Genomic DNA, 25,007 nt, shown 5'->3' with positions numbered 1-25,007 from the left:
TTGGACCACTGATACCCGTTTTTAAGCGTTGGAATCGCTTGCAGGATTTCAAAACGGAGCGAGATTTGATTCAGCTTGTCGGCTCCCGGCAGGCCCGCGGGTATCGCGAGAGTGCGGTCGAGCGATCTTTGGGAACGCGCAACGTCCTGTTGCCGTGCGCCTTCCGGCACGGTTAGCGGGTTGCCTCAACCCGTGCGATCGAAATGGAGACTGACCGCACCTCCGTCATACCGGAGGGTTCGCGTATCCTCTTGCCCAGCCCTTTCGTCACCCCCGCGGTCGACGACGATGACCTTTAACGTCCGTTGCCGCACCATGCCGGGGAAGGCCCCGCGCCGCGCGCCGATCATCAGCGTCCGCTTGGCGTCGTCCCACACCAGATCATATTGCGCCGACTGCCCTTTCTCATAGGCATAGGTCTCGTTGTCGTCTTCATAGAGCGTGAAGCGACCGTCCGCTCCCGGATAGACGCGGATCTCATAAGGGGCATCGGGCCGCTCGGTCGCATATTGCAGCACGGGCCCCATCGGGACGATCGCCCCGGCGCGGACATAGAGGGGAATTACGTCGAGCGGCGCTTCGCGGGCAGCGGTCACGCCGCCGGGGTAGCGCTGGTTGGTCCAGAAATCATACCAGTCGTTCCCGCGCGGCAGGTAGGTCCGCATGGTCAGGTCGCGCGGCGCACTCAGGATCGCGGCATCCCGCTTCAGCTCGCTCGGGGTGCGCCAGATAAAACGGAAGACGCGCCCGCCCTCGGGGTGGAAGAATTCAAGCCGCACCGGCAGCCGTTCGCCTTGCTTGAGCGTGTAGCGCACCACGCGCGAGCGCGTGGCACTGCGCTTCCAGTCGTCGATCGCCAGCTTGCCGCCAAGGAATAGCCGCATACCATCGTTGCCGGTCACCCCGATCTCATACTCGCCATCTTCAGGCGCGATCAACTCGCCCTGCCAGCGTGCGGAGAAGTGGCTAAGCGAGGTCAGGCCCGGCGGCAGTTCGGCAAGCGGCGGATCGGGCCAGGTGTGGTCGATCTTCGCATCGGACACCACGCCGCCCGCCTTTTCGAAATCCTCGCCGACGAAATATTGCACACTCAACCCGGCTTTCCCGTCGGCAGTGCGCAAGCACTCGGTCGGCACGGTGCCCGCTTCCGAGGGCAGGATATTGTACATCGCCCGCGTCACCGGATGGACGAGAAACGCCGATCCGAACATGAAGCTGTCATTGATGTTGCGCGTCGCGGCATCGTCCGGAAAGTCCATCGGCAGCGCGCGCATCAGCGTATAGCCAGCGGACGTCACCTGTGCGCTCAGGCTGTAGATATAGGGCAGCAATTGATAGCGCAGATGCACGCTGTCGAGCAGGGTCTTGTACACCGCCGGATCGAGCGTCTTGAAGATATATGGCTCGCGTTCGACGTTGGTGCCGTGCACGCGCATGATCGGGTTGAAGGTCGCATATTGGAACCAGCGCGCGAACAGTTCGCGCCATGCCGGGTTCTTCTCGCCACCGGGAAAATCGCTGACGAAGAACCCGCCAGTGTCCTGCGTCCAATACGGATTGCCGGTGATCGTGACGTTGAGACCGCCCGACACCTGCTGTGCGAACGTCTTCCAATTGGCATAGATGTCGCCCGACCAGGATGCCGCCGCCGTGCGTTGTGCCCCCGCCCAGGCCGAACGCGTCAGCGTGAAGACGCGCTTGTCGCCGGTCGCGCGCTCGCCGTCATAGGTGCCTTGCGTGGTCAGCAGCGAATAGGGGTTCAGATAGCGCGTAAAATCGCCCATCGCATTGCGGCCGAGCGCCTTGGTGTCGCGGACATTGTCGACCGGATTCCACATCGCCGAGCTGACCTCGACCTCGGTGCCGTCCATCCACAGCGCATCGACGCCTTTGTCGAGCAGGCCTGACTTGACGTATTTGAAATAGATCTGGCGGCCCCTCGGGCTGTACGCGTCGTAGACGCGCGCGTGCTTCGAGATCCAGTGTTCCGGTGCAAACCGCAGATCATACCGATCGAGATCGTGCGCGAGCGCGGTGTCGTCGCCGACCGATGGCCAGATCGACACCATCAATTTCATGTGCAGATCATGAATTTCCCGGCTCATCGCCACCGGGTCGGGATAGCGCTTCGGGTCCCAGATCATGCCCGACCAGCTTCCGTCCTTGTCGCTGCCCCAATATTGCCAGTCCTGCACGATGTAATCGAGTGGAAAGCCTTCCTTGCGGAACGCCCGCGCGACATCGACGATGCGCTCTTGCGTCGGGTAGCGCTCCTTGCTCATGAACAGCCCGAACGCCTGTTTGGGGAACATCGGCGCATCGCCGGTCAACCAGCGATAGGCACCGACGACCCCGTCCATCGTGTCGCCGGCCATGAAGTAATAATCGACGCCGCCCGGCGCGCTTTCCGCCCATAACCGCGCGCCATCGGCATCATCCTTGAAGCGCATCTGCGAATAGGTGTCCCACAGCACGCCGTACCGCTCGGTCGAGACCATCACCGGGATGATGATGCCGACATTGGTCTGGACGAGGAGCAGATCCTTGCCGCGCCGGTTGATCTCGTCGTCACTGGTGAAGCCGAAGCCGTAAATGCCTTCATCGGGCTTGAGCGTGAAACGATTTTCCACCTCATAGGTCGGGGCGTTGGAAATGATCCGCTTGTCGATCGATTGCGGCGCGTCGTCCTTCTCCCGCGTCAGCAAGCGACCCGAAGGGTCATAATAGCGCACCGCGCCGGTGTGCGTGTCGATCGCAACGCGCAGCTTTTGCCCGACGAGCTCCAGCGTGTCAGCGCTTTCGCGCAGCGTGAACGGCACCGCGCCGGGCTCGCGGATCACGACGAGGCTGCGCTGCGTCCAATAGGATTGGCCGAGATTGGCGTTCACCCGCACCACGCCCGGTGCGTAGAAAATCACCGATTTGGTGACGCCGCCCAGCATGAACTGCACGCCGCCGCGCAGCCGCCGATAGTGGAACGCCGCGTCCGATGCCGGTGCCGCCAACTGCATCTGCCCGAGCGGGTCGAGGCCAGTCGGTGCCGCCACCGACTGCGCGAGCGCCGGGCTTGCCGCCAGAACGGCGGCAGGGATCGGCACGGACATCGGCAGTAGTACGGTCGCGAATAGTCGGTGTAATGATCGCATGACAGATCTATCTCCCGGAAGTACCATAGCTCGGGGCGTAACCCTCACGACCGCGCCCTGCGTTTTCGCTGGCGCGACGCGCGGAACCGCCGTGGGAGCAGCATGGCAGGGGAGCAGTGCCGCACAGCCCACCACGCTCGACAGTGTCCGCATCACCCCTCCCCCCGCCGCTCGCCCGGCATTTGGCGTTGAGGGCAGCCTACGCATCCAGAATCAATACTCCTACAAGAAAAGCGCATCATTCCACTGTTGCGGCTTCGCGCACCGACACGTTTGCCTGCCTTTACGAGGCGACAGATCTGGCGGTTCTCGCCTGGTTGCCCTACGCTTTCTCATCTGGCGCGACGTGGGACGCTTTAACGGTGCGACCTTCGCAATGGACGCAAAGCTACGGGCGCGGAGAAATTCTGATGCATGATCGCTCTCGTCGAGAAGTTATAGGAGACGGTTTGGTGATGTCGGCAGCCGCGCTGCTGCCAACCGCCAGCATGGCTGCGCCCGTCCCCACGGCCGCATCCAAGCAGCGCCCGAACACGGGGATATCGCCGCGCGAAGAGTCCCTGTTCGACTTTGGCTGGCGTTTTGCATTCGGCCATGCGAGCGATCCCGCCAAGGATTTCGGCTATGGCGCGGGACAGGCCGACTTCGCCAAGACCGGCGATTTCAAGATTGCCAAGGCCGCCTATGATGACGGTGGCTGGCGCATGATCGACCTGCCGCACGATTGGGCGGTCGAATTGCCCTTCGTCAACGACGAGGGCGGCGAGGGCGACAGCAAGCTGCGCTCGCACGGCTATAAACCGCTCGGTCGGCGCTATCCCGAGACCAGCGTCGGCTGGTATCGTCGCCTGTTCGACGTGGCCGAAAGCGATCGAGGCCGACGCATCTGGATCGAGTTCGATGGCGCGCTGCGCGACGCGATCGTCCTGGTCAACGGGTGCTTCATCGGCCGCAACGATAACGGTTATGCGCCGTTCCGTTTCGATCTGACCGATTTCCTCGTCTATGGCGGCAGCAATTGCGTCGTGGTGCGCGTCGACGCGAGCTTCGGCGATGGCTGGTTCTATGAAGGAGCCGGGATCTACCGGCACGTCTGGCTGCGCAAAATCGACCCGCTCCATCTCGGCAAATGGGACAGCGTCGTACGCGCAACGCCAAATGGTGACGGTGCCGCGCTCGAACTGGCGACGGTCGTGGAGAATGAGGGCGAGCAGGCGACCGCCACCGCGGTCGAATGGACGATCCTCGATGCAGCCGGCCAGACGGTCGCGACGGCGACAACGCCGGTGCAGCACATCGCTGCAGGCACCTCAGCCCTTTTCACCGCCAGCGCGACGATCGCGATCGCGCAGCGCTGGGCACCCGGCCAGCCCTATCTCTATTCGGCCGTCGTAAAAGTGCTGAGCGGTGCAGCGGTGCGCGATGCCGAGCGGCTGACCTTCGGCGTGCGGAGCGCGCGCTTCACGGCCGACCGCGGTTTCTTCCTCAACGACCGCCCGCTCAAGATCCAAGGCACCTGCAACCATCACGACCATGCCGGCGTCGGCGCGGCATTGCCCGATCGATTACAGGCCTTTCGCCTGTCCGTCCTGCAGGAGATGGGATGCAATGCGGTGCGTACCTCGCACAACATGCCGACACCCGAATGGGTCGAGGCGTGCGACCGCATGGGCGTCATGCTGATGTGCGAGACGCGCCAGATGAGCTCCAATGCCGAAGGAATGCAGGAGCTCGAAATGATGGTGAAGCGCTACCGCAATTCACCCTCGATCATCATCTGGTCGATCGGCAATGAGGAATGGCTGCTGCAATCGGGCGACATGGCCAAGCAAGGCAGCGCCATCGCCGCAGCGATGGTGCGGCGCTGCCATGCGCTGGACCCGACGCGGGTCGTATCGGCTGCGGTCAACGGCAATAACGAGCAAGGCGTGTCCGACCCGCTCGACATCATCGGCTTCAACTACAATCTCAAGCTGCCCGACGAATTCCATCGCAAGCATCCGACCCGACCGGTGTTCGGCTCGGAGACGTCGAGCGCGATCTCGACGCGCGGGGAATATAGCAGCGACCCGGCGCGGAACACCGTCAACAGCTATGACGGCGTGGTACCCTGGGGCGAAACGCCCGAACAATGGTGGGGCGTTTACGGCGCGCGCGAGTGGCTGGCGGGCGGCTTCGCCTGGACCGGTTTCGATTACCGCGGCGAGCCGACCCCGTATGGATGGCCGTCGATCAGTTCGCAATTCGGCATCGTCGACATGTGCGGCTTTCCGAAGGATTATTTCCATTACTACAAGGCATGGTGGCGTCCGGAGCCGGCGCTCCACCTTTTCCCGCACTGGAACTGGACGGGCCGCGAGGGGGATGAACTCGCCATCTGGGTCTATTCCAACCTTGATGAGGTCGAACTGCTGGTCAATGGTCGCAGCCTCGGCAGCCAGGCGGTACCGCACCTCGGGCACGTCGCGTGGAAAGCCATATATCAGCCCGGCGTGATCGAGGCGCGCGGGCGGCGTGGGGGGCGCGTCGTGATGACGCAGCGGCGCGAGACAACCGGCCCGGCGCGGTCACTGCGCCTGACCGCCGACCGGCTGACGATCGATGCCGATGGCGAGGACGTCGCGCTGATAAAGATCGAAGCGCTCGATGCACGCGGGCGTCCGGTGCCAACCGCCAGTCAGAAACTCGGCTTCCGCGTGTCCGGAGCGGGCAAGCTGATCGGCGTCGGCAACGGCAATCCCAATTGCCTGGAGAGCGACAAGGGGAGCGAGCGGTCGCTGTTCAACGGACTGGCACAAGTGATCGTCCAGTCGAGCAAACGCAGCGGCGCGATTCTGATCGAGGCAGCGGAAAGCGGAGCGCTGGGCATGCCGCTGGTCCCCGCAACACTGACCGTTCAGGCGCAGAAAGCGCCGCTTCGTTCAGCAGTAGCGGCTTCCCGCAAGACGTAGCAGGAGATACTGGCATGGCTGCGTTGGGCGTGCGCAGCATTGCGCAATGGCGCAACGTGCCGGGTCGAGTGCCAAGCGTCGGATCACGCCCAATAGCGGACATTCGATTTAGCTACACGCAACATCGCAGTGCGATGGATCGCGCGCCAAAGGCGGGTTGGAGGGGCGGGCAAAGCAGCATATAGCTGCGGGCATGATAGTCGTGCACGAAGATATAACACAGTCGGAGCTACTGTGTAGATATGCCTCGGGGCAGAGGCGTTTCCACAACTTAGATATTGGCGATGATGGATCGGACGCTCTCGTGGGCGCAATTCTTGACGATATTGAGATTATTGACTGTTTTGTAACGGCGTCGTTCCGCAACGCTTCTCTGAAGAACGCTGTCGTCCACGCGAACGTGAAAACTTGCGACTTTACCGACGCTGATCTTTCCGGGTCTGACTTTCGGGGATCGGCACTTTGCGCGACAATTTTCACTGGCGCGAAGATGGAAGGTGCCGACTTCACCGATGCTTACAACCATGGCTATGAACTGGCGGCAGGCGAAAAACCCCACTGGTGACCCGCTTCGGCAGAGGCGCGGCCAACGACAGCTTTCCACCCAAGGCGTCAGGTCCCCCGTATATCGCCCGACGAACGAAGGGCTGTTTCTGGGCAGTCACATTCCGATACCCAACCCCCTGCTACGCCCGTGCCCGATCATATCGGCAAGTGACTGCCCAGCGCTTCGGTTTGGCATCCCGGGCAAGCCAAACCCACCCTTCAGAACGGGATCATGCCTCCCAAGCCGCAAGGACAAACTTCCCAATCTGGGGCGGTGGTCCTGCAGCTCCGCGTCCGGAAATCAACGAACGCGGTCGTGGAAGGAACGGCCTGCCCAGTTAACCGGCGGGGCCACTGGCTATGCTTGAACGGTGAGCTCACCCTCCGCGGGAGCAGTTTTATCCTTAAAGTAAATCCCCTTTTTGGCCAACGGCATCATCCATTTTTGCTATGGAAAGCGTTTTTTTAGGTGTAATAGTGAAATGTGGTTTTACGAGAAGTGTCCTCGGTCCGTGCATTTCACCGACGTAAACGCCGGGTCGAATCTGTTGTACCTTTATCACGCTCAGATCGAACATTTTACGCCGTGGGAGACGTCAAAATCTCCAATGTGCATTTGCACAATATTGCTGCACCGCAAGATAGATCGCTCTCAATCAATCACGTTTATTTCGGAGAGTTTGTTTCTTCTGACTGCCCGGCACAAGGGGTGATCCGCGCGCCGCCGTTCCCACGTGGGGATAAAGGGCTTCAGGAAACAGTTTCGCCACGGCCAGCGGGGTAGCCATGTTAAAACAGATTTATATCGTCGATGACGACGAACCGGTGCGTAAATCGCTGCAATCCTTGCTCAACATGCGCTCTGAATTCATCATCAGCACTTTCAGTTCGGACGACGAATTTCTAGCGGCGGCACAAACCCTCGAGCCCGGAGTGGTGCTGCTCGATGTGCATATGACCGGCGCGTCCGGGATCGACGTACTGACCGCCATTAGCGCGCGCGATTTGCCCCTGATTTGCGTCATTATCACTGGGCATGGCAATATCAGCATGGCCGTTGAGGCGATGAAAGCCGGCGCAATCGATTTTCTGGAAAAACCGTATGATCACGGTTCGCTGATCACCACCATCGAGCGTGCTTATGATCGCTTGCAAAAGGTCGAAGCGGACGCGGCACGCGTCCTTGCCGCACAACAATCGATCGCGCGCCTGGCCCCGCGCGAAGTCGATGTTTTGATGGGTTTGATCGCGGGGAAGGTCAACAAGGTCATCGCGCACGAACTCGACATCAGCCCGCGCACGGTCGAGGTCTATCGCGCCAACTTGATGACCAAGCTCCACGTCCGGTCCCTACCCGACGCGCTGCGCATCGCTTTTGCAGCCGGGCTCGTGGATTGACCCGCCCGCGCATTGTTTGAATTGCGGATGCCTCGGCTCAAGGGTCGCAAAATCGCGCCCATCGGTGCGGTGTCATCTGTTCCAGACACACGCTCCAATATGATGTATGGTGCGCTGCATCGCGGAGCTATAAGCGACCGGTGATGAACGGCGCACGAGAATCGGATAAGCCCATGGATGGCGATCATGCGATCGCGCGATCCATCCTGGCCATTGTCCCTTTTCCGATGATGGTGATCGACGATTGCGGAATCCTGCGATCGTCCAATCATCATGCCGAGATTTTGTTCGGCTTTGACGGCAAGACCGCGCCGGGCCAGAACATCAACGAATTGATACCCCAACTATATCATCATATCCACGATAGGACCATCGCGGAGTATGCGGGAAGTCTGGACGGCGAACGAATCGCGCAAAGTCGGGTCTTCATGGCGCGCCACCGCGACGGTTATGAAATTCCGGTCGCCGCGCTGGTGAGTAAGGTGGTCATTGAAGGGCAACGGGTGTTTGCCTGCTCTTTGCAAACCCTTTCGGATTGGCTTGGCACCGGCGCACATGCCGCGCAGGCGAGCGAGCGTGATGCGAACGCGATTGGATCGGCCGACACCGTCGCGCTTCTGGTGCATGAACTGAACCAACCGATGACCGCGATGACCAATTTTCTAGCCGCTGCCCAAATCGCGCTGATGGCGGGTTCTTCGCCCGAGACGATCACCGGGTTCGTAAAGGATGCCAGCGCTCAATCCTTGCGCGCGCGGGACCTGCTGCAACGCCTGCGCACAATCTTCGAAGACTGAATCTGCGGTCGGCGACGGCGTTCAGGGCTATAACTGGGCCACGCGAAGCGGGGACCGTGGAGCACCTTTCAACCCGCGCGCGCCGGTGGAGATCAGGGCCTTCGCCTTTCCGGCCGGCATGCCCTTCCCAAACAGATAGCCTTGGCCAAAATCGCATCCCCATTCCGACAGATGCGCCCACTGGCTCATCTCCTCAATGCCCTCGGCGGTGATCGCCAGATCAAGGCTTTTCCCGAGCGTAATCATGGCGCGCACGATTCCCTCGTTTTTGCTGCCTTGGTCGAGCCCGCGCAGGAAGGACCGATCGATCTTGATCTTGTCGAACTTGAATTCGCGCAGATGGTTCAAACTGGCATAACCGGTCCCGAAATCGTCAAGCGCAATGCGGATGCCGTGCTTCTGGAGGCGGCTCAATACCTTCTTGGTCGCACCAAAGTCCGTGATAAGGGCATTTTCGGTGATTTCCACTTCGATCCGCTGCGGTGCGATGCCGTAGCGATCCAGGATGGCAATCAGTCGCGACGCAATCTGCGGATCGCGCAACTGACTCGGTGCCAAGTTAATGGAAAAGGTCAGCGTGTCGGGCCATTCCCGAATTTCCCGGCAAACCCGTTCCAACAAACGATAGGTAAGGTCGGTCAGCACGCCGATTTCATCCGCCACCGGAATGAACGCATCGGGCATAACCACTCCACAATCGGGATGGATCCAACGCGCCAACACCTCGAAACCAACCAGTCCGCCTCCATCTATAGCCACAAGAGGCTGATAGTAAGGGATAATTTCTCCGGCGACAACCGCACGCCGGACGTCGATGTGCATCGCGGCCCGTGCCTGGACATTGTCTTCGATCGACGGATCGAAAAAACGATAGCGTCCTTGGCCACCGGTCTTGGCTTGATACATTGCCAGATCGGCAGCTCGCAGCAGCGCGGCCGGGCTTGTCCCGTCGTGCGGAAAGAGCGCGATGCCGATCGCCGCGCCCACCTCGACCACGGCATCTTCCAGTTGAATCGGGCGGGAAATGATGACGCTGAGCAATTGGGCAACGCGCGCGGCATGGCTGCGATCGTTCGAAGAGGGGAACACTACCGCAAATTCGTCTCCGCCAAGCCGGGCGACCGTTCCCAGTTCATCGCGGTGGGCAATGAAACGTTGCGCGAGCTCGCTCAGCACGAGGTCGCCGGCATCATGCCCATAGATATCGTTCACTGGTTTGAAGCGGTCCAGATCGATCATCATTACGGCTGCGGGATGCTCTGCGTTCGCAGTGATGCGCCCAAGAACTTCCGTAAAGAAGCGCCGATTGGGCAGACCGGTCAACGAGTCGTGCCGCGCCAATCGCTCGGCGCGGGCTTGGGCCTCCAGGGTCCGCTCATGCTCCGCCTCGATCAGCCGAGCCTGGGCGCGGAACACATCCAGCGCCCGCACCATCGCGCCGATCTCGTCACGCCGCTCGCCGCCAGCCAGCACGACGTCGGTTTTGCCCGACGCCAGTGCCGTCAGCGACTTGGTAATGTCGACCAACGGTCGCACCACCCGGCGGTGAATAAAGATTTGAACCAGGAAGCGGGCCAGGAAACCAACGGCCGAAAACGACAGTACAAACACCGCGACGAAGTGCGCCACCCCGGTCGCCATTTGCCCGGATCGATCGGCATTGGCACGAAACTGGCCGGCCAAAACATCCGCCTGCCGGTCAAAATCGAGGTATTTCTTCTGTAGCTCCCCGCGGAAAAGGGCAAGCGCGTCAGCGGCGTGCCCATCCCCGTCCATAGCGATCATTCGCTGCTGCGCCTTTTGATATGAGTCCCAATCCTTCTCCATGGCATCGACCATCGGCCTGAGCGGACCGGGCGGCGTCAGGGCGCATAAGCGCGCCAGCTCGACGGTTAGCGCGCCGGTGCGCTTCGCCAACAGCGCGCGCGCAGCCTGCCCGTCCTCAAGCAGCAACGAAGCCTGCGCCACGCGATTTTCGGAAATCAGATCAGCGACTTCCATCACCGCTGAAACACGGCGGATGTCCTCGAGGTTCTGCTCCATCGCCACGCTGGTCTGGTGCATCCCGCCAACGACCAGCGCCGCCACCGCAAAAAACAGCGCGGCACCGAACACCTGCAGCCGTGCAATCCTGGTTCCGATATTGGTCATGCTCATATCCCGCGCGGTGACACGGCGAGCGAAGGCGACGCAGCCATGCGCAAGGTTCCGGGCCAGATCCCTAGCCTTCATCATAGAGGATTTGTGGGAGAGGCCGTCGTTCGGTGGTCATGCGACCATCATCTCTTGGGATGGCTGCCGCTGCCCTTCTTCAGAAAAGGGAAATCGGTCGATTCCCGCGACAATGAAGGCGTGTCGAACAGAAAACGCGCGGGCGCTCGACCCCATTCTCTCCGTTACCGGGTCCATCCCGCTCCGGGGAGGTGAGTACCCAATTTGCGCAGGACGGCACCAAGTTCCGAACCACTATCCTATAATGATCTGGAAACGAATAATTGCCCCTGTCCACGCTCACTCCAGGAGAGCCCCATGCGCTTTCTCGACAATATGAAAATTGCCCCCAAGATCATTTCCCTCCTTCTTTTTCTCGGCGCGATCACCGGAACGATCGCGTACCTCGGCATATCCTCGCTATTGCGCGCCGATGCAGCCTATTCCTATGTTATCGCAAATGATTTGCCTGTCCCGACATTGCTCGCCCGCGTGGTTCGCCGCGCGAACGAGATGGATCTGTTCGCCTACCAGGCTATGGCCTACGACGCGTCGACCCAGATGGCGCAGACAGCACCTGCTCGACAGGACGCATCCTACAAGTCCGCGCTTGATCTACTCAAGCAGGCCAATGAAAAACTTCCTAAATACTCAGCGGAGTTTGCGCAATTCGGACAGCGCATAACCGCGCTGCATGCCTTGACCGACAAGGCGGCCAAGCTGGGCGCGGTGAATCGCAACGATGAAGCCAAGGCGGTACTTGCCCAGGTCGATGCAACGCTCGAACCGTTGTCGAACGATAGCGTAGCCTTCAACGCTCGTATCATCGCCGAAGGGCAAAAGCTCTCCGACCAATTAAGCGCTGACGCGGCATCCACCGGCATGACGCTCACGATCGTGAGCATCCTTGGTATCGCCATCGGCATCGGCCTTAGCATCGTTGTCGCCCGCAAGGGCATCACCGGGCCGCTGCACAAGCTGCAAGGCACCATGAGCAAGCTCGCCGATGGCGACAATTCGGTCGACGTCCCTTGCGCCGTCCGCAAGGATGAAGTTGGCGACATGGCCAAGGTCGTCCTTGTTTTCCGCGACAACGCAGTCAAGCTTGAAGAAGCGCAGGCCGCCAAGGCAAAGGACGACGCGACACAGCATATGGTCGTTGCGACCGTCGGTGAAAATCTCGGCGCGCTGGCCGCTGGCGACCTGACCGCGACGATCAACGCCGATTTCCCCGGCAACTATGCCGAACTCAAGACCAACTTCAACGCCGCCACCGCAGCGTTGCGCGGCTTGATCGGCGGGGTCGTGGAAAGCACCTCGGCCATCGGCACCGGCTCGACCGAAATCGCGCAGGCGTCGGAAGATCTCGCACGCCGGACCGAAGGCAATGCCGCCAGCCTGGAGGAAACCTCCGCCGCGATCACCCAGATCGATGGTCGCCTGAAGGCAAGCGCAGATGCCGCAGGGCGCACCGTTGCCCGTGCCGACGGCGCGATCGCCACCGTCTCGGGCGGTCGTGAAATCGCCGATGAAGCGGTGCAGGCGATGGGCCGCGTGTCCGAAAGCGCCAAGGGCATCGACAGCGTGATCGAAGGCCTCGACAAGATCGCGTTCCAGACGCGCGTTCTGGCGATGAACGCGGCCGTGGAAGCGGGCCGTGCAGGCGACGCCGGTCGCGGCTTCGCGGTCGTCGCCGATCTCGTCTCGGCGCTGGCAATGCGCGCCGAAGAGGAAGCCAAGCGCGCCCGCGACCAGTTGACCGTCACGCAGAGCGAAATCCTGTCCGCAGTCGGCGCGGTGCAGAAGGTCGATGGCGCGCTGGTCAACATCGCCGGTGACGTTGGCGAAGTGCACAAGCTGCTCGGCGACATGGCCGCCGACAACCAGGCCCAGGCCGCCGCGATCTCGCAGATCAGCGTTGCCGTCGGCAGCATGGACCGTGCGACGCAGCAGAACGCCGCGATGGTCGAACAGACCTCGGCTGCCGCCCGCAACCTGACCACCGAGGTCAGTTCGCTGTCGCAGCAGACCGCACGCTTCGACATTGGCGGCAATGCCGCCGCTCGCCCGGTGGCCCGGCCCGCTGCAAAGCCCCGCGCCGCTGCGCCGGCCAAGAAGGAAAAGGCCCCCGCCTATACTTCGCCGGTGAAGGCGCTTGAATCGGTCAATGGGGAGGATTGGGCCAGCTTCTGAGCCCATCCAACCCAAACAAAAGGGGCACCGCAGGTTCTCTGCGGTGCCCCTTTTTGTGTCCGAGCGACAGGAGCGGCGGGAAAGTCAGTTCACCAGCGAAGGTGCGCGCAGCCCTTCCATGATCGTGCGGTTCAAATCGATCAGCGTCTCGATCTTTTCCCGGCCCATCATCACCTCGGTGGTGAAGCGGTCGACGAACAGCGCCAGCGAAATGATCTGCGCGCGCAATGTCTCGGGCAGCGCATTGCCTGGTGCGGCGCAATCGCTGGCAAAGGTACACCACATCTCGCGGTTGCGGTGCAGCGGCTGGATCAGCGCTCCGCCCGACAGGCGCGCAGCCTGCGCATCCATCAATTCGCCGGTAATCTGGCTCAGCAGGCGGGCCTCGGCCGCGCGCGGGGTTTCGGCGCGGCTCCGGGCGCTTTGATAAGCATGCAGTGACATGAAATCTCCTCTTACGGTTCTGTTATCATTCTAGGCGGTCGGAGGCCGTCATCTTGGGAGGATTGCAGATTTAGTATCGTTCCCGCGCCCAAGCGCCCGCGTTCATCCTATAATCAAAGGGTCACCCACCTTTCATTGCGGACGCGTTATCCATCATGCTGAACGGTATCGGCTTCATAGTGATCCTCGGCTGCGTGTTCGGGAGCTTCCTGCTCTCGGGCGGCAAGCTGGCGGTCGTGCTGGAAGCGCTGCCGCACGAGCTGATGGCGATCATGGGCGCAGCGATCGGGTCCTTCATCGTCGCCAATTCGCTTGGCACGATCAAGAAGGCGATGGGCGGCTTGCTGCGCGCGTTCAAGGGCGAGCGCTGGAAGTCGAGCGACTATCGCGATCTTCTGACCATGATGTTCGGCTTGCTCACCACCTTCAAAAAGGGTGGCGCGACCGGGATCGAACCGCATCTCGACACGCCGTCGGAGAGCAAGCTGTTCTCGCCCTATCCGCGGCTGCTCAAGGACCATCACCTGATCGAATTCATCTGCGACTATCTGCGGATGATGACGGTCAATTTCGAAGACCCTAACCAGCTTGAATCGGCAATGGATGCCGATATCGACAAGCACCACCACGAGGAACTGGCACCGCAGCACGCGCTGCAGATCATGACCGACGGCTTGCCCGCAATCGGCATCGTCGCCGCCGTGCTCGGCGTCATCAAGACAATGGGCTCGATCGACCAGCCGGTCGAAGTGCTCGGCGCGATGATCGGCGGCGCGCTGGTCGGCACCTTCCTCGGCGTGTTGCTGTCCTACTGCATCGTCGGCCCGCTCGCATCGAAACTGCTCGAAGTGATCGAAGCCGATTCCAAACCCTTCCTGGTCGCGAAATCCGCGATCGTTGCCTACGCGCAGCACGTGCCCGTTCAGGTCGCGGTGGAAATTGCCCGACGCATGGCGCCCTCGGCCCATGCCCCAACCTTCCAGCAGCTCGAAGCCGCACTCGACGAGGCGAAAAATGAACTCAATGCCACCCCCGCTTGACCCCGAGACCGCATCGTCGGTGATCCACCTGCCATCGCATGCGACGACGGTGACCGCCGAGGATCTGCTCGCTCGGCTCATCAACGCCGCCGACGACGGCGCAACGACCATCGACGCGTCCGCGAGCGAGAGCATTGGCCAGGCCGCGCTGCAAGTGTTGCTCGCCGCGCGCATCGAAGCGCGCGACGCCGGACATGAATTTCACATCATCGACCCCAGCCCCGCCTTCGTCGAACGAATGGAGAAGTGCGGTCTTGCCGACGCGATCGGCCTCATCAAAACCATCGGAGACCAGGCGTGAGCAAGTTGATCCTGACCGTCGATGATTCTGCCAGCATGCGTATGCTGCTGAAGGCATCGTTGACCGCACAAGGCTATCGTATCGAAAGTGCCAATGACGGCGAGCATGGGCTTGAGCGCATGCGCGAAGTCCAGCCCGACTTGCTCATCACCGACATCAACATGCCGAAGATGGATGGGTTCGAGCTGATGGAGGCGGTGCGCGCAGAGCCCGCCTTCCGCGGCACACCGATCCTCGTGCTGTCCACCGAATTCTCCGACGAGAAGAAGATGCGCGCCCGCGAGGCTGGCGCGACGGGGTGGATCACCAAGCCGTTCGACCCGGCAAAACTGGGAGCCGCCATTCGGCGGGTATGCTCATGAGCGACGAAATGGACGAAATCCAGGGCATCTTCTTTGAAGAATGCGCTGAAGGGCTGGCCGTCGCCGAGCAGGGCCTGTCGGCCATGCGCGCGGGCGACCTGTCGTCGGAAACCATTGCCGGCGTGTTCCGCGCGGTGCATTCGATCAAGGGCGGCGCCGGCGCGTTCGGTCACGCTGCCCTGACCGCCTTTGCCCATCGTTTTGAAAACGTGATGGACGAGGTACGTGCCGGTCGCATTCCCGCGACGCCCGGTGTGACCGATGTCATGCTGTCGGCCTTCGACATTCTGACCGACCACGTCGCCGCCGCCCGCGGCACCGCACCCTTGCCCCAGGATTCTGCCGTCCTGGCCGCGCTGGAGAACGTGTTGGAGACAAAAGGCGTCGGCGTCGGCGGCGGTGCTACCGCCGCACCCGCACCCGCGCCCGCCACGCCCGACGCGCCCCAGCCGGAGGCCGAGGAAAGCGACGAGGACGAATTCGGGTTCCGCCCGGTTGGTGTCGCGCTCGACATCTTCGATGCGACGGAAGAGCCGGTCGAGCCCGACTGGATCATCGATTTCGCACCGTCGCACGCCGCCTTGGCCAATGGCGGCGAGCCGCTGCTGCTGGTGCGGGAAGTCGAAGCGCTTGGGGGCTCCATTGTTAGTGTCGACCTGTCGGCGCTGCCACCGCTGCGCGAGATGGAACCCGAGCAGAGCTATCTGCGGTGGACGATCCGCGTCCCGGCAAGCATTGAAGAAGCCGCGCTGACCGACTGCTTCGATTTCGTCGCCCCGGATTCGCTCGTGAGCATTGCGCGCGCAGAGTCGGTTGTTCCGGCAACCTCTGCCGCGGCCACCGATCCCCTCGACCAGACCTCGGACGACATTGCCGATGCGGAGCCCGAACTGTCGGCACCGGTGCTCACTTTGGTATCGACGACAGCACCGTCGCCAAGCGCGCCAACGCTCGAGCGCGCTTCCGAACCCGCCGCGCAGACCATCCGTGTCGACCTGATCAAACTCGACTTGCTGCTCAATCTGGTCGGCGAACTGGTCATCCGCAACTCGATCCTCGCGGATCGCTTGACCCCGGCCGACCAGCAGCGCGTCGAACTTCCGGAACTGGCGCGCCTGACGCGCCAGATCCAGGACAACGTGATGTCGCTGCGCGCGCAGCCGATCCGTCAGGCATTCAGCCGCGTGCCGCGCATGCTGCGCGATCTCTCGGCCGAAACCGGGAAGCAGGTCATCCTGGAGACCACGGGCGAGACGACCGAAGTGGACAAGGGCGTGATCGAGAAGATCGGCGACCCGCTGACCCACATGATCCGCAACGCGATCGACCACGGCATCGAACCGCCCGCCGACCGCATCGCCAAAGGTAAGGAAGCCCAAGGCACGATCCGGCTATCGGCCGAACAGAAGGGCGCGCGCATCTTCGTGCGCGTGGCCGATGATGGCCGCGGCATCGATCGCGTCCGGGTCCGCGCCAAGGCGATCGAAAAGGGCATCATCCAGGCGGATGCGCAACTGACCGACGAAGAGATCGATCAGCTGATCTGCGCGCCCGGCTTCTCGACGGCCGAGACAATCTCGAACATCTCGGGGCGTGGCGTCGGCATGGATGTGGTCCGCTCGAACGTCGAGGCACTGGGTGGCCGCGTCGAGATCGCCTCCACCCCCGGCGAAGGCACGACCTTCACGATGATCCTGCCGCTCACGCTGGCGATTCTCGACGGGATGATCGTTCGCCTTGGCGGGCAACGCTATGTCCTGCCACTGGCGAACGTGATCGAGACCGTCCAGCCGGCCCCCGGCCAGGTCAAGCGCACCAGCCCGACCAACGAAGTGATCGACATGCGGGGCCAGTATCTGCCGGTCAAGCGTGCGACGGACATCTTCGATCTGCCCGGTAGCAACCGCAGCCTGGAAGATTCGCTGGTGGTGATCGTCGAAAGCGAAAGCGCCGGCCATGTCGGCCTGATCGTCGACACGATCGATGACCGTCGCGAGGTCGTGATCAAGAGCCTCGACCAGAACCTCTACCCGATCCGCGGGCTGGGTGGCGCGACCATCCTGGGTGACGGATCGATCGCCCTTATTCTCGATATCGAGGCACTGGTCGCCTCGAACAGTTTCAACCGCTTCACTCCAAAAGGAATCGCAGCATGAGCTCCCTCGACCATCGCACCGCGAACAAGCAGGCCGACCGTAAGATCGTGACCTTCTCGCTGGGCCATCAAACCTTCGGGATCGACATGCACTCGCTGATCGAAATTCGCGAGTGGGAAGAGCCGACTCCGCTGCCGACCGTCCCGTCGTTCATCAAAGGTGTCACCAACCTGCGCGGCAACGTCGTTCCCGTCATCGGCCTGGCCGAGCGCCTTGGCTGGGAACCCAGCAAGATCCATGCGCGGAGCTGCGTGCTGGTGGTCTCGATCGGCGAAAAACAGGCCGGCTTCCTGGTCGACGAGGTCAGCGACATCGTCTCGATCGGCGACCAGGAAATTCAGCCGGCACCCGATGTCGAAATCGGCGAACCGAGCGTCATCCTGGGCCTGGTCCGGGTCGAATCGCGGACGATGGAAGCGCGCGGCGACGACACCGGGCAGATGATCCTGCTGCTTGATCTCGATGGCCTGTCGCTGACCCGCCATCTGGAACTCGTAGCGTGACCGCGGCCGGGGGCGCCCCCGCCGCGCCCGCCGGCGGCACCACCATGACGAACGCAGAACTGACCTCGTCGGATTTCGCAGCGATCGCAGCGATCATGCAGAGCGACGCGCGTATCTCGCTTAGCGCGGGCAAGGTGACGCTGGTCCAGTCTCGACTGGCCAAGCGGCTTCGGCAACACGGCTTGGCGCATTTTCGCGATTATGTCGCGATGGTGCAGTCGGACGAGACGGAACGCGCGTCGATGGTGGTCGCGCTGACCACCAATCACACGCATTTCTTTCGCGAGGTCCATCACTTCGACCATTTCCGCAAAGTCGTTCTGCCTGAACTGAAGCAACGGGCTGCCAAGGGGCACCCGATCCGCATCTGGTCGGCAGGATGTTCGAGCGGGGAGGAAGTGTACAGCATCACGATGTGCTTGCTCGGCCCCGATCGGGCGTCGGCAAGCTGGCTGCGGCACGCCGATGTTCGGCTGCTCGCAACCGATCTGTCGCCGCCCGTGGTCGAAGCCACCCGGCGCGCCGTCTATGACGCGGCGACCGTCCGCCCTATTCCCGCCGAGTATCGCTCGACGTGGATGCGCCAGGACGGCGAGGATTACGTCATGGTCGACGAAGCGCGTGCGCTCGTCACGGCCAAGGTGCTGAACCTGTTCGAACCGTGGCCGCTGCGCCAACTCTACGACGTGATCTTCTGCCGCAACGTGATGATCTATTTCGACGAGGAAGCGAAGGCCGAGTTGGAAGAGCGCTTCGTCGATCAGCTTGCGCCAGCGGGACACCTCTACATCGGCCACTCGGAACGTCTCATCGGGGTCTCGGCGACCCGGATGCGATCGAGCGGCCAGACCATTTATGCCAAAATCGAGGGCCAAACATGACCCGCCGTGTCCGAACCCTGATTGTCGACGACAGCGCCACGATGCGCGCGACGCTCAAAATGATGCTGTCTGCCGACCCCGAAATCGAAGTCGTCGGCATGGCTCCCGAGCCGTTTGCCGCACGCGAAATGATCAAGTCGCTCAATCCCGATGTCCTGACGCTCGACGTCGAGATGCCGGGTATGGATGGCCTGTCCTTCCTGGAACGGGTCATGCGCCTGCGGCCCATGCCGGTGGTGATGTGTTCGACGCTGACGGCGCATGGTGCCGAGGTCACGATCGAGGCGCTGCGCCTGGGCGCGGTCGATTATATCGCCAAGCCCACCGGCACGCCCGAGGACATTGCACGCGATGCGACCCTGTTGTGCGAGAAGGTCAAGGCGGCCGCCCGCGCTTCGGTGCGGCCGGGGCCGACGCCGAACCTCCCGCCTGCCAAGGGCGGTGGCGTCGGCAAGGGTTCGATCATCGCGATCGGTTCTTCCACCGGCGGCGTCGAGGCGCTGTTCTCGGTGCTGAAGGCGATGCCCAAGGACAGCCCGCCGATCCTGGTCGTCCAGCACATGCCAGCAGCGTTCACCCGCAACTTCGCGGCACGCCTCGATGGCGAATGTGCCGTAAGGGTGGTGGAAGCGACCAATGGCAGCCCGGTCGAGCAGGGAACCGTCTATATTGCTCCTGGGGGGAAAGCACATATGGAACTCGCGACCAACGGCGACCGCCGGATCAAACTGCGCGAAACCGACCCGATCAGCGGCCATCGTCCTTCGGTCGACGCTCTGTTCCGCTCGTTCTGTCCGGTCGCGTCCGGATCGGTCGGAGTGATCCTGACCGGCATGGGATCGGACGGGGCGCAAGGCCTGCTCGAAATGCGACGCGCCGGTGCGCGCACGCTGGGGCAGAACCGGCAAACCTGCGTGGTCTACGGTATGCCGCGCGCGGCGATGGAAATCGGCGCGGTGATGGAAGAAATCAGCCTGTCCGCCATGCCCGAGGCGATCCTTGCGGCATGCCGGGCCAAGCCCCTGGGAATTGTCTGATGCCTGCCGCTGCACAGATCAAGGTTATGGTGGTCGACGACCAGACGAGCATGCGCGCCATGATCCGGCGCACGCTCCAGGATCTCGGCTTCAAGGATGTGCGCGACAAGGGCAGCGCAACCGAGGCGTTGAGCGCGGTCCGCAGCGACCGGGTTCATCTCATCATTTCCGATTACAACATGCCCGAAATGGACGGACTCCAGTTTCTCGAGCAAGTCCGGGCCGACCCGGTGATCGGGAAGACCGTCTTTATCATGCTGACCGGTTCTTCTGACCGCGATCTTGTACAAAAGGCGGCAGCCCTCGGCGTCAACAACTATGTCGTAAAGCCGTTTGCGCCGGCTGCCCTCAAGGAAAAGATTGAGCGCGTCTTCGGCGCGTTGACCTGACGCCATGCGGAGGATCAACATCATCCAGGGCGAGCATTGCGTCGTATCCGAACCGGATACGATGGTGACGACCCTTCTCGGCAGCTGCATCGCAGTCTGCCTGAACGACAGCGTCTCTCGGATCGGGGGCATGAATCATTTCCTGCTCGGCGAACCGGGAGCCGATGTCAAACCGCGGCCCGACGAGATGCAGCGCTATGGCGTCCATGCCATGGAATTGCTGATCAACGGAATGATGGCCAAGGGCGCGTCCCGGGCGCGGCTGAAAGGCCATATCTATGGCGGTGCCAACATCATTGCCGGGCTGGGCTCGATCGGGTCGCAAAATGCGGAGTTCGCGCGTCGCTTCCTTGAAACCGAAGGAATCGAGATCGGGCACGTCGACATTGGCGGGCGCTCCGCCCGCAAGGTCGAGTTCATTCCCTATCAGGGGTTGAGCCGCAGCAAAAACGTTTCGGATGCGGTCCCCCTCGTCCGCGCGCCCGTCCCTGTCATTGCCCCGCCCAGCGATGGCGAACTGGAGTTGTTTTGATGGCCTATCTTCCCTCGATCACAACCCAGGACGGAACCCCTGTCACAGCCTTCGACCCGTTTTCGGGCCTGTTGCACGGCGTGATGGCGGCCGAGCTGCGCGAAATCCGCGAACAGTTGGAAGGGTTGGCCGAAGTGCTCGTCGCGGACGAACACTTCGTGACCAGCTTTCTGGAACAGCTCCAAAGCTTCGATTACCTGATCCAACATGCCGATGAATGCGCCAATCTGATGGACCGCATCGCGGCTGGCGAAAATTCGGTGGAGGCGATCAAGCATGTTCGCCTTGGCGCGGTGCAGGAACGTCTGCGTATCGCGCTGATCGGAACCTGACATGGCTGGCAAAGCGGCCAATGATCGCCCGATCATCATCAAACGGGTCAAGAAGATCGCTGGCGGCCATCATGGCGGGGCGTGGAAAGTGGCTTATGCCGATTTCGTGACCGCGATGATGGCGTTCTTCATGCTGCTGTGGCTGCTGTCGAGCCCCGACAAAGCGAAGCTGAAGGGCCTGGCCGAATATTTCACGCCGTCCCCGCCCAGCAGCGCCAGCGGCACAGGCCCGCAAGGCGGCGCACCAGGATCGGGGGCGGGCAGCCGCTCCAAAGGCAGGACTTCGACCGAAATTGCGGCAGCCGGCCCGGCGCGCGGCGGCACCGCCAATGTGCCCGATGCGTCGCAACGCGTTGTCGCCGCCGAATTGCAGATCGCGATCGACAGCGTGCCGCAAGCCAATGACGGCCAGAAGAACGTCACTCTGGCAGTGGCTCGCGACGGCCTTCGCATCACGCTGATGGACAATGACCGACAGTCCATGTTTCGCGCCGGCACGGCGGAGCTCAACCCGTATGCGCGCGTAGTGCTTGGCAAGCTTGCCGAAAAACTGTCCCGCTCTTCGGCACAACTGGCGATCGAAGGGCATACGGACGGCACCGGCGGCCAAAGCGACGCGAACTGGCAGCTCTCGGGCGCGCGCGCGCTCGCCGCACGATCGGCGCTGATCGCGGCGGGCATGACGCCCGATCGCTTCGCCGAGATCGTCGCGCTGGGGGCGAGCCAGCCAGTCTATCCCGAACAACCCGATCGCCCGGAAAACCGGCGCATCACCGTCGTGGTGATGGGCCAGCAATCGGCGCTGCCAAGCGACGCCAGCTTCAAATTCTAAGGAGATCCGGTTCGTGAAACGCGTGCTCTCCCTTTTGTTGCTGCTCATCCTCGGCGTCGCGATCGGCGGCGGCGCTGGCTATGGCGCGGTGCTGTTGTTCGCCAAACCGGGCGGCGGCGAGCCCAAGGCGGCCGCGACCCCCGCCGCAGAACCGCCGCGCAGCTTCGTCTCCAGCGCCAAAATCCTGGCGCCGCTGGTCTTTCCAGACGGTCGACTGGCCGGTTACGTCAATTTCGACGTGTCGCTGGAGGTGGCGGGCGACAAGGCCGAGACCGTCACGTCGAAGCTGCCGCTGATGCTCCACGCAATCAACATGCGCACCTGGCGGACCCCGCTTGCGACGGGGCCTGACGGGCTGCTCGCCAATATCGGCGGCTTCCGCGACGTCGTGCGCGCCGCCTCGACCGAGGCCTTCGGTGCCGGCACGGTCAAGCGCATCGCAATAACGCGCGCCGAGCCCGCCTGAGGGGGGACTATCATCCTATAAAAAGAGGAATACTCTTTTTAGCGAGAGGCGATCATGGCCCCTATCGAACGTCACTTTCCGGCCGATCCCCCCATCAACCCTAAGGAGGGATTCCAGCCGCGCGCGCAGCGCACGGTTACGACGCTGATAGCGGCGAAGCTGGAGCTCGGCCCGGGCAAGGAAGCGCTGTGCCGCTTACGCAACGTGTCGACCACCGGCATGTTGGTCGAGACCGGTCAACCGCTCACCCGCGACGACACGGTGGTGATCGAACTCCGCTCGGGCGAGCGTTTGTCGGCCACCGTCGTGTGGGCCGACGAAGGCCGTGTCGGCATCCAGCTCGACCGCGAAATCGATGTGGCCAGCACGTTGCGGCCGCAGGTGGTGAAGGCCAAGGGCCATGTTCCCGCGGTCGGGCGGGCCCCGCGCTTCGCCGTCGCCGCGCCAGGCCGGTTGAGCAGCCTCGGCCGGTCTTGCCCGGTAACGGTCGAGAACCTGTCGCAAAGCGGTGCGCGGCTGACACTCTCGAGCGACATTCCGCTCGGCGCTCCCGTTACGCTTACCATCGCGGGCCTGTCCCCGCGCGCCTGTTCGGTGCGTTGGCGCAACGACCTGCATGTCGGTGTCGCGTTCATCGATTTGATTTCTTATGCCGAGCTGTCGGCATGGCTCGCAGGCGCAAGCCACAATAATTAAGCCCCGCCCCACCCCCGCCGCAGCGGGGGTGGGATGCCGGTTCACGTCGTCCCGAAGCTCTTGACCAGCGAGCCAGCGACCAGCGCCCAGCCATCGACAAGCACGAAGAAGATGATCTTCATCGGCATGGCGATGGTCGGTGGGGGCAGCATCATCATGCCCATCGCCATCAGCACCGCCGCCACCGCCAGATCGATGACGAGGAACGGCAGCAGCAGCAGAAAGCCGATCTCGAACGAGCGGCGCAGTTCGGAAATCATGAAGGCCGGGGTCAGCGTCGTCAGCGCGACATCCTTGCGCGCGGTCGGCTTGGCATGCGCCATGTCGATGAACAGCTTCAGGTCATCATCGCGCACTTGCTTCAGCATGAACTGCCGGAACGGCTCGGCGGTCGCGGTGAAGGCTTGCTCCTCGGCGATCTTGCCGGCGGTGTAGGGCTTGATCCCCTGCTCCCACGCCTTTTCGAAGGTCGGGGCCATCACGAAGAAGGACAGGAACATCGCCAGGCTGATGATCACCGGATTGGGCGGCACGCCCTGCGCGCCGATGCCGGTGCGCAACAGCGACAGCGCGACGACGATACGCGTGAAGCTGGTGACCGTCATCAGGATGCCGGGCGCAAGGCTCAGCACCGTCAGCATCAGCACCAGTTGAATCGCCCGGCCCGAAACCGATCCGCCCGCGCCAGCACCGGGCAAGCCCAGGGCGGACGCGCCCACTGCAGACGGAGCCAATGCAGCCTGGGCGTGCGCGGCGAAGGGGATCAACAGCGCGCCTGCGGCGAGCGCGAACAGGACCGACTTACGCAACGACGTTCGCCTGATGATGCTGCTCGGTCAGATGGTCGAACAATGCCGCCACAGAACGACGCGGCGTGGACGAAACCGAAGTGACCGGCGAGACGGGTGCAGACGGTTCGCGCGCCGACGAAAGCGAGGCCTGGATCAAGGCCGCTTTGTCGCGCCGCGACTGGAGATGGTCGAGCAGCAACGTCAGGGCGGTGCGCAACTCGGTTTCGGGTTCCGGCGCGGTCGCCTGATCGACGGTGGCCTCTGCGGTGCTTCCAAGCGCGGGCTCCGGTGCCGGGGCTACGGGTTCGGGCGCTGCCAGTTCCGAGGTTAGCGTTTCAGCGCTTTCGGCCACATCCGCTGTCGCGGCGACAACAGTAGCCGCGACGTCGGCCGGGACAGACGGCAGGATTCCGCTTTCGACCACCATCTGCCCATCCGGGCCGATCAGGATGAGATGTTCGCACCCGTCGCGCCGCACCAAAGCGAGCGAGCGTTTGCCGTCGAGCGTGACTCGCTCGACCACTTCCAGCCGCCGCCCGCGACCGAGCGTAACGCGACCCGGCAAGGCGATATTGTAGCGCCGCACCACCCACAGCGCTCCGCCGAGCAAGCCAAGCACGACCCCGAGCGCCCCCATCGTGCGCAGCAGCGACAGCACATCCATCAGTTGCGGCTCTTGCGCGTGATTTCGGTCACTTCCAGCGACATCTCCTCGCTGTTGACCAGGATCCGGCCCTTGGCGATCAGCTCGCCATTGACGAACACCAAAGTCGGGTCGTCCTGCCCGCAATCGAGCGGGATCATCGCGCCGCGGCTCATTTGCAGGATCTGGCGGATCTGAACCTGGGCCGAGCCCAGAACGATCGACAGCTCGACTTCGATATCTTCGAGGATGGACAATGCACGGCTCCTTCCCCCGAGTTATAGGATTATTTTTCCGCATTGACGGTCTGGCTAGGCAATAATTGCCTATGAAGGAGGGGTGACGGCACGGAGCCGGTGG

24 protein-coding genes are annotated in these 25,007 nt (G+C 62.6%); 18 read left to right on the top strand and 6 right to left on the bottom strand.

Going from position 1 to position 25,007, the window contains the following annotated elements:
* Positions 1-185: 185 nt before the first annotated feature.
* The gene (locus tag ACP7BL_RS02560) at positions 186-3,104 is read right to left on the bottom strand and encodes a glycoside hydrolase family 31 protein (protein ID WP_137903199.1); all 2,919 of its coding nucleotides are present in this window, start codon (positions 3,102-3,104) and stop codon (positions 186-188) included.
* A gap of 497 nt (positions 3,105-3,601) precedes the next feature.
* Between ACP7BL_RS02560 and galA the strand changes: the two genes are divergently transcribed.
* From galA to ACP7BL_RS02540, 4 genes are all read left to right on the top strand, one after another.
* Entirely contained in the window at positions 3,602-6,097 is a 2,496-nt protein-coding gene (galA, locus tag ACP7BL_RS02555; protein WP_426257637.1) for a beta-galactosidase GalA, read from the top strand.
* A 304-nt stretch (positions 6,098-6,401) separates the two neighbouring features.
* Entirely contained in the window at positions 6,402-6,662 is a 261-nt protein-coding gene (locus ACP7BL_RS02550; RefSeq protein WP_171010598.1) for a pentapeptide repeat-containing protein, read from the top strand.
* Positions 6,663-7,429: 767 nt separating this feature from the next.
* Entirely contained in the window at positions 7,430-8,041 is a 612-nt protein-coding gene (locus ACP7BL_RS02545; protein ID WP_426257533.1) for a response regulator transcription factor, read from the top strand.
* 143 nt (positions 8,042-8,184) lie between these two features.
* A complete protein-coding gene (locus ACP7BL_RS02540; RefSeq protein WP_260591573.1) occupies positions 8,185-8,838 on the top strand; it encodes a PAS domain S-box protein in 654 nt (217 codons plus the stop codon).
* 27 nt (positions 8,839-8,865) lie between these two features.
* On the opposite strand, the gene ACP7BL_RS02535 is transcribed toward ACP7BL_RS02540, so the two are convergent.
* Complete coding sequence (locus ACP7BL_RS02535) at positions 8,866-10,989, bottom strand: putative bifunctional diguanylate cyclase/phosphodiesterase (RefSeq protein WP_426257532.1); 2,124 nt, start codon at positions 10,987-10,989, stop codon at positions 8,866-8,868.
* 378 nt (positions 10,990-11,367) lie between these two features.
* Between ACP7BL_RS02535 and ACP7BL_RS02530 the strand changes: the two genes are divergently transcribed.
* Positions 11,368-13,242, top strand: a complete 1,875-nt coding sequence (locus ACP7BL_RS02530) for a methyl-accepting chemotaxis protein (RefSeq protein ID WP_299106039.1) — start codon at positions 11,368-11,370, stop codon at positions 13,240-13,242.
* An 84-nt stretch (positions 13,243-13,326) separates the two neighbouring features.
* On the opposite strand, the gene flaF is transcribed toward ACP7BL_RS02530, so the two are convergent.
* On the bottom strand, positions 13,327-13,686 hold the full coding sequence (flaF, locus tag ACP7BL_RS02525; protein ID WP_033963658.1) for a flagellar biosynthesis regulator FlaF: 360 nt from the start codon (positions 13,684-13,686) through the stop codon (positions 13,327-13,329).
* A 155-nt stretch (positions 13,687-13,841) separates the two neighbouring features.
* Between flaF and motA the strand changes: the two genes are divergently transcribed.
* The 13 genes from motA to ACP7BL_RS02460 are packed head-to-tail and all read left to right on the top strand — an operon-like array spanning position 13,842 to position 23,213.
* On the top strand, positions 13,842-14,726 hold the full coding sequence (gene motA, locus ACP7BL_RS02520; RefSeq protein ID WP_033963657.1) for a flagellar motor stator protein MotA: 885 nt from the start codon (positions 13,842-13,844) through the stop codon (positions 14,724-14,726).
* A complete protein-coding gene (locus tag ACP7BL_RS02515) occupies positions 14,653-15,027 on the top strand; it encodes an STAS domain-containing protein (RefSeq protein WP_405052977.1) in 375 nt (124 codons plus the stop codon). The genes motA and ACP7BL_RS02515 overlap by 74 nt, the downstream gene beginning before the upstream one ends.
* Positions 15,024-15,389, top strand: a complete 366-nt coding sequence (locus tag ACP7BL_RS02510; RefSeq protein WP_033963654.1) for a response regulator — start codon at positions 15,024-15,026, stop codon at positions 15,387-15,389. Before ACP7BL_RS02515 ends, ACP7BL_RS02510 begins: the two co-directional genes overlap by 4 nt.
* The gene (locus ACP7BL_RS02505; protein WP_126848254.1) at positions 15,386-17,545 is read left to right on the top strand and encodes a chemotaxis protein CheA; all 2,160 of its coding nucleotides are present in this window, start codon (positions 15,386-15,388) and stop codon (positions 17,543-17,545) included. Before ACP7BL_RS02510 ends, ACP7BL_RS02505 begins: the two co-directional genes overlap by 4 nt.
* A complete protein-coding gene (locus ACP7BL_RS02500; RefSeq protein WP_010404666.1) occupies positions 17,542-18,048 on the top strand; it encodes a chemotaxis protein CheW in 507 nt (168 codons plus the stop codon). The genes ACP7BL_RS02505 and ACP7BL_RS02500 overlap by 4 nt, the downstream gene beginning before the upstream one ends.
* Before the next feature lie 44 nt (positions 18,049-18,092).
* A complete protein-coding gene (locus ACP7BL_RS02495; RefSeq protein ID WP_426257531.1) occupies positions 18,093-18,929 on the top strand; it encodes a CheR family methyltransferase in 837 nt (278 codons plus the stop codon).
* On the top strand, positions 18,926-19,966 hold the full coding sequence (locus tag ACP7BL_RS02490) for a protein-glutamate methylesterase/protein-glutamine glutaminase (RefSeq protein ID WP_033963652.1): 1,041 nt from the start codon (positions 18,926-18,928) through the stop codon (positions 19,964-19,966). Before ACP7BL_RS02495 ends, ACP7BL_RS02490 begins: the two co-directional genes overlap by 4 nt.
* Entirely contained in the window at positions 19,966-20,355 is a 390-nt protein-coding gene (locus ACP7BL_RS02485; RefSeq protein WP_010404669.1) for a response regulator, read from the top strand. Before ACP7BL_RS02490 ends, ACP7BL_RS02485 begins: the two co-directional genes overlap by 1 nt.
* Positions 20,356-20,359: 4 nt before the next feature.
* A complete protein-coding gene (locus tag ACP7BL_RS02480; RefSeq protein WP_126848248.1) occupies positions 20,360-20,887 on the top strand; it encodes a chemotaxis protein CheD in 528 nt (175 codons plus the stop codon).
* Positions 20,887-21,219, top strand: a complete 333-nt coding sequence (locus tag ACP7BL_RS02475) for a hypothetical protein (RefSeq protein WP_033963647.1) — start codon at positions 20,887-20,889, stop codon at positions 21,217-21,219. The genes ACP7BL_RS02480 and ACP7BL_RS02475 overlap by 1 nt, the downstream gene beginning before the upstream one ends.
* Position 21,220: 1 nt before the next feature.
* Positions 21,221-22,051 (top strand): flagellar motor protein MotB, encoded by an 831-nt coding sequence (locus ACP7BL_RS02470; RefSeq protein WP_299106075.1) that lies wholly within the window; start codon positions 21,221-21,223, stop codon positions 22,049-22,051.
* Positions 22,052-22,064: 13 nt separating this feature from the next.
* The gene (locus ACP7BL_RS02465) at positions 22,065-22,517 is read left to right on the top strand and encodes a hypothetical protein (protein WP_209612101.1); all 453 of its coding nucleotides are present in this window, start codon (positions 22,065-22,067) and stop codon (positions 22,515-22,517) included.
* 54 nt (positions 22,518-22,571) lie between these two features.
* A complete protein-coding gene (locus ACP7BL_RS02460) occupies positions 22,572-23,213 on the top strand; it encodes a PilZ domain-containing protein (RefSeq protein ID WP_299106085.1) in 642 nt (213 codons plus the stop codon).
* 41 nt (positions 23,214-23,254) lie between these two features.
* Here ACP7BL_RS02460 and fliP read toward each other — a convergent pair whose 3' ends face one another.
* The 3 genes from fliP to ACP7BL_RS02445 are packed head-to-tail and all read right to left on the bottom strand — an operon-like array spanning position 23,255 to position 24,904.
* The gene (fliP, locus tag ACP7BL_RS02455; protein ID WP_426257530.1) at positions 23,255-24,022 is read right to left on the bottom strand and encodes a flagellar type III secretion system pore protein FliP; all 768 of its coding nucleotides are present in this window, start codon (positions 24,020-24,022) and stop codon (positions 23,255-23,257) included.
* The gene (locus tag ACP7BL_RS02450) at positions 24,015-24,668 is read right to left on the bottom strand and encodes a flagellar biosynthetic protein FliO (protein ID WP_426257529.1); all 654 of its coding nucleotides are present in this window, start codon (positions 24,666-24,668) and stop codon (positions 24,015-24,017) included. Before ACP7BL_RS02450 ends, fliP begins: the two co-directional genes overlap by 8 nt.
* Complete coding sequence (locus tag ACP7BL_RS02445; RefSeq protein WP_033963637.1) at positions 24,668-24,904, bottom strand: FliM/FliN family flagellar motor switch protein; 237 nt, start codon at positions 24,902-24,904, stop codon at positions 24,668-24,670. The genes ACP7BL_RS02450 and ACP7BL_RS02445 overlap by 1 nt, the downstream gene beginning before the upstream one ends.
* Between the last annotated feature and the right edge of the window lie 103 nt (positions 24,905-25,007).

Origin of the sequence: Sphingomonas sp. DC1600-2 (assembly GCF_049897605.1) — a bacterium.
Classification (GTDB): domain Bacteria; phylum Pseudomonadota; class Alphaproteobacteria; order Sphingomonadales; family Sphingomonadaceae; genus Sphingomonas.
This window is presented reverse-complemented; position numbering and strand designations above follow the sequence as displayed.

What these genes read in the sequence shown, in the direction of transcription:
- ACP7BL_RS02540 (WP_260591573.1), top strand. Translation starts at nt 8,185, where the DNA reads ATGAACGGCGCACGAGAATCGGATAAGCCCATGGATGGCGATCATGCG.
- ACP7BL_RS02500 (WP_010404666.1), top strand. Translation starts at nt 17,542, where the DNA reads ATGAGCTCCCTCGACCATCGCACCGCGAACAAGCAGGCCGACCGTAAG.
- ACP7BL_RS02515 (WP_405052977.1), top strand. Translation starts at nt 14,653, where the DNA reads ATGCCCCAACCTTCCAGCAGCTCGAAGCCGCACTCGACGAGGCGAAAA.
- flaF (WP_033963658.1), bottom strand. Translation starts at nt 13,686, where the DNA reads ATGTCACTGCATGCTTATCAAAGCGCCCGGAGCCGCGCCGAAACCCCG.
- ACP7BL_RS02535 (WP_426257532.1), bottom strand. Translation starts at nt 10,989, where the DNA reads ATGACCAATATCGGAACCAGGATTGCACGGCTGCAGGTGTTCGGTGCC.
- ACP7BL_RS02475 (WP_033963647.1), top strand. Translation starts at nt 20,887, where the DNA reads ATGGCCTATCTTCCCTCGATCACAACCCAGGACGGAACCCCTGTCACA.
- ACP7BL_RS02470 (WP_299106075.1), top strand. Translation starts at nt 21,221, where the DNA reads ATGGCTGGCAAAGCGGCCAATGATCGCCCGATCATCATCAAACGGGTC.
- ACP7BL_RS02490 (WP_033963652.1), top strand. Translation starts at nt 18,926, where the DNA reads ATGACCCGCCGTGTCCGAACCCTGATTGTCGACGACAGCGCCACGATG.
- motA (WP_033963657.1), top strand. Translation starts at nt 13,842, where the DNA reads ATGCTGAACGGTATCGGCTTCATAGTGATCCTCGGCTGCGTGTTCGGG.
- ACP7BL_RS02505 (WP_126848254.1), top strand. Translation starts at nt 15,386, where the DNA reads ATGAGCGACGAAATGGACGAAATCCAGGGCATCTTCTTTGAAGAATGC.
- ACP7BL_RS02450 (WP_426257529.1), bottom strand. Translation starts at nt 24,668, where the DNA reads ATGGATGTGCTGTCGCTGCTGCGCACGATGGGGGCGCTCGGGGTCGTG.
- ACP7BL_RS02460 (WP_299106085.1), top strand. Translation starts at nt 22,572, where the DNA reads ATGGCCCCTATCGAACGTCACTTTCCGGCCGATCCCCCCATCAACCCT.
- galA (WP_426257637.1), top strand. Translation starts at nt 3,602, where the DNA reads ATGTCGGCAGCCGCGCTGCTGCCAACCGCCAGCATGGCTGCGCCCGTC.
- ACP7BL_RS02560 (WP_137903199.1), bottom strand. Translation starts at nt 3,104, where the DNA reads ATGTCCGTGCCGATCCCTGCCGCCGTTCTGGCGGCAAGCCCGGCGCTC.
- ACP7BL_RS02495 (WP_426257531.1), top strand. Translation starts at nt 18,093, where the DNA reads ATGACGAACGCAGAACTGACCTCGTCGGATTTCGCAGCGATCGCAGCG.
- ACP7BL_RS02530 (WP_299106039.1), top strand. Translation starts at nt 11,368, where the DNA reads ATGCGCTTTCTCGACAATATGAAAATTGCCCCCAAGATCATTTCCCTC.
- ACP7BL_RS02545 (WP_426257533.1), top strand. Translation starts at nt 7,430, where the DNA reads ATGTTAAAACAGATTTATATCGTCGATGACGACGAACCGGTGCGTAAA.
- ACP7BL_RS02485 (WP_010404669.1), top strand. Translation starts at nt 19,966, where the DNA reads ATGCCTGCCGCTGCACAGATCAAGGTTATGGTGGTCGACGACCAGACG.
- ACP7BL_RS02480 (WP_126848248.1), top strand. Translation starts at nt 20,360, where the DNA reads ATGCGGAGGATCAACATCATCCAGGGCGAGCATTGCGTCGTATCCGAA.